A 3,683-nucleotide genomic window follows, 5' to 3' on the forward strand; every position below is an offset into this window, starting at 1 on the left:
GCGCCCCGGTATCGTCTTTGGCGCCGACATCATCGCCGGCTTCCCGACCGAGACCGACGAAATGTTCGAGAACTCGGAAAAAATTGTCGAGGAGTGTGGCCTGACCCATCTCCACGTCTTCCCCTTCAGCCCACGCGAAGGCACGCCCGCCGCGCGCATGCCGCAGCTCCGCCGCGAGGTCGTCAAGCAGCGCGCCGCCCGGCTGCGTGCCGCCGGTGAAGCTGCCTATTTCAGGCATCTGTCGTCGCTCACCGGAACGCGCCAGTCGATCCTGATCGAGCGCGACGGCCTTGGCCGCACCGAGGGTTTTACGCTTGCCGCACTCGGCACGGGCGCACCGGGTGAGATCGTCGGGGCTGAGATATCAGGCCACGATGGTAGCAGGCTGATCGCGGCGCCCCTTGCCGCCCGCGCCGCCTGAGAAACGCAAAGCATGGCTGGTTTTTTCAAGAAGATATTTTCGTTCGGCAAGAAAGAGGTTGTCGAGGAGCGGATCGACGAGACCGCCCCGCTGCCGCCGATCAAATGGGAAGCACTCGATACGCTGAAGCCGGCGGCCGAACAGGTCGTTCCGGAGTTCTTGAAGCGCGACGAGCCGCGGCCCGAGGCGGGAACGACGCCCGCGCCGGTAGTCGAGCCGGAGGTAATTCCTGCGCCGCAACCGGCGCCTGTCGAGGAACCGGCGCCCGAGCCGGAGCCAACCATCCCGCCAGTACCGGAGCCGGCTGTTCCCTCAGAGCCAGAACCTCTGCCGGAGGCCGAGCCGGCAGAAGAACCAGCGCCCGAGACGCCAGCCGAGCCGCCGGCTCCCGAGGAGATACCAACACCTCCCGCCGTTCCGGAACCCACGCCCGAACCGCAGCCGCAAGAAGTCCCTGCTCCGGCGCCGGCCGAGCCGGAGATCGTCCCGTCGCGGCCGGAAAAGCAGCCGGAGACGGCCCCGGTCGAAGTGCCGACGCCTGTCGAGGTTCCGGCAGAAACACCAGCGCCGATCGAGGTGCCGACACCGGCGCCGTCCCCTCTTCAGCCGTCTTCAGAGGCCGGCACCGCCCCTCATCCGCCTGCCGGCACCTTCTCCCCGTATAGAGACGGGGAGAAGGGGGCTAGCGGTGAAGTTGCGCCTCCTCTTGCAAACATCGAAGACGAAGCCTCAACGCTGACGCCCCCCTCTCCCCGTCCTTCACGGGGAGAGGGTAGGGGTGAGGGGCAGCACGAACTTGCGAAAGATTCGGCGCCACCCGTGGAAGCCATGCCGGCTGCTCTCGTGGCCGAAGCGCCCGCCGCCGAAATCGCACCTCCCATTCGCCAGCCTGCGCCGATCGAATCGCAGCCGGTCATTGCGGAAATCGCGCCCGAGCCGCAGTCTCTTCCACAACCCGCGCCGGAGCCGAAAGCCGCCCCTGGCAAGGTGACCGTCACCAAAAAGGTCGAGCAGAAGGCCGAGCCGCGGAAGGCGCCCGAACCGGCACCGAGGCGCTCCTGGTTCCAGCGCATGAAGGACGGGCTTGCCCGCTCCTCCAAGGAGCTCACCGGCAACATTGCCGGCGTCTTCACCAAGCGCAAGCTGGACGAAGAGACTTTGCAGGACCTCGAGGATGTGCTGATCCGTGCCGATCTCGGCATGGAGACGGCCTTGCGCGTTACCGACGCGCTGGCCGCCAGCCGCTACGGCAAGGACGTCTCGGACACCGAGGTTCGCGCCATCATGGCTGCCGAGGTGGAAAAGGTGTTGACCCATGTCGCCATGCCGCTGGAGCTCGACCTCTCGCATAAGCCGCATGTCATCCTGGTGGTCGGCGTCAACGGTACCGGCAAGACCACGACCATCGGCAAGCTCGCCGCCAAGCTCACCGATGGCGGGCTGTCGGTGATGCTCGCTGCCGGCGACACCTTCCGCGCCGCTGCGATCGAGCAGCTGAAGATCTGGGGCGAGCGGACGAAATCGCCGGTCATCGCCTCCAAGATCGGCGCCGATGCCGCAGGGCTCGCCTATGACGCCTTCGAGAAGGCCAGGGAGGCCGGTTCCGACGTGCTGATCATCGACACCGCCGGCCGCCTGCAGAACAAGACCGAACTGATGGCCGAGCTCGAAAAGATCGTCCGCGTGCTTGGCAAACTCGACCCGGAAGCGCCGCACACCGTGCTGCAGACAGTCGACGCCACCACCGGCCAGAACGCGCTCAACCAGGTCGAGATCTTCCGCAATATCGCCGGTGTCAACGGCCTGGTGATGACCAAGCTGGACGGCACGGCACGCGGCGGTATTCTGGTGGCGATCGCGGCAAAGCACAAATTGCCGGTCTATTTCATCGGCGTCGGCGAACAGGTCGACGACCTCGAACCGTTCTCAGCAAGCGAATTCGCCAGGGCGATCGCTGGAGTAGCCTAACAAGCATGTCCCAAAAAGGTGCAGACTTTTTGGATCAGATCATGCGCAAGAAAGAGATTCCATGAACCCACCCATTCTCGAACGCGATCCGTCGGACCCGCAGAAGCAGAAGAAGGAAGGCGTCAATCCGCTGCTCAAGCTGGTGCTGGAGCTGGGTCCGTTGATGGTGTTCTTCTTCGCCAATGCGCGCGGCGGATGGCTGGTGCCGAAATTCCCTGTTCTGGCCGAGTTCGGCGGGCCGATCTTCGTTGCCACCGGGCTGTTCATGGCCGCCACGGCAATCGCCCTGATCGCCTCGTGGCTGCTCACCCGCACCTTGCCGATCATGCCGATGGTGTCGGGCGTCGTCGTCTTCATCTTCGGCGCGCTGACGCTCTATCTGCAGGACGACGTCTTCATCAAGATGAAGCCGACCATCGTCAACACGCTGTTCGGCGGCGTGCTGCTCGGCGGCCTCTACTTCGGCAAGTCGCTGCTTGGCTATGTCTTCGATTCAGCCTTCAGCCTCGACGCAGATGGCTGGCGGAAACTGACCTTCCGCTGGGGCCTGTTCTTCCTGTTCCTGGCCATCGTCAATGAGGTGGTGTGGCGCAATTTTTCCACCGACGCCTGGGTTACTTTCAAGGTCTGGGGCATCATGCCGATCACGCTTCTGTTCACCTTCAGCCAGATGCCGCTGATCCTGCGTCATTCACTCGAGGACAAGGCCGGCAAAGAAGAGAAGGCCGGGAAATAGAGCAACTCCAGGAAAAGTGTCCGGAGCTGCGTCAAAACAAAGGGAAACAGCGGTTCTGCGTTCGTGAGACAATGAACCGTTCCGGGGAGAGGGACATGGAATTCATCACCACGCACGACCAGTTGAGGACGATCTACAAGACGCCACGGCCGACCGACGGTTCTATCCGCAAGGAGCTGAAAAAACTTGACGGCCATTGCCGCTCCTTCATCGGCAAGAGCCCGTTCGTGCTGATCGGCTCGTCCGACGGTGCCGGCAACGCCGACGTGACGCCGAAGGGCGACAAGCCGGGCTTTGCCACCGTTCTCGACGACACCACCATCGCCATTCCCGACCGGCCCGGCAACAACCGGCTCGACACGCTGGAGAACATCCTCCTCAATCCCTCGGTCGGGCTGCTTTTCCTCATTCCCGGCATGAACGAGACGCTGCGCGTCAACGGCGATGCCCGCATCACCGTCGACGCAAATTTGCGCGAACGGCTCGCCGTCGACGGCAGGGAGCCGCAAAGCGTCGTCGTGGTCAGCGTGAAGGCCGCCTACATGCACTGCGCAAAAG

The 3,683-nt window shown here is 63.9% G+C and carries 3 protein-coding genes and 1 pseudogene; all 4 read left to right on the forward strand.

Translation table 11 applies throughout. The annotated features are described in order from the left end of the window. Positions 1–421, forward strand: a pseudogene (locus tag EN750_RS23475) (tRNA (N(6)-L-threonylcarbamoyladenosine(37)-C(2))-methylthiotransferase MtaB); the annotation flags it as partial. A 282-nt stretch (positions 422–703) separates the two neighbouring features. Next, positions 704–2,389 carry a signal recognition particle-docking protein FtsY gene (gene ftsY / locus EN750_RS23480; protein WP_348629620.1) on the forward strand — a complete coding sequence of 562 codons (1,686 nt, stop codon included), beginning with the start codon at positions 704–706 and terminating at the stop codon, positions 2,387–2,389. Positions 2,390–2,450: 61 nt separating this feature from the next. Then, on the forward strand, positions 2,451–3,125 hold the full coding sequence (locus EN750_RS23485) for a septation protein A (protein ID WP_127397793.1): 675 nt from the start codon (positions 2,451–2,453) through the stop codon (positions 3,123–3,125). Between the two features lie 95 nt (positions 3,126–3,220). Continuing rightward, a partial coding sequence (locus EN750_RS23490; protein ID WP_127397794.1) for an MSMEG_1061 family FMN-dependent PPOX-type flavoprotein occupies positions 3,221–3,683 on the forward strand: 463 nt, incomplete at its 3' end.

Source organism: Mesorhizobium sp. M7A.F.Ca.ET.027.03.2.1, from assembly GCF_003999175.1.
Taxonomy (GTDB): Bacteria; Pseudomonadota; Alphaproteobacteria; order Rhizobiales; family Rhizobiaceae; genus Mesorhizobium.

Excerpts from the sequence above, each read along its gene's own strand:
- EN750_RS23485 (WP_127397793.1), top strand. The coding sequence starts at position 2,451 with ATGAACCCACCCATTCTCGAACGCGATCCGTCGGACCCGCAGAAGCAG.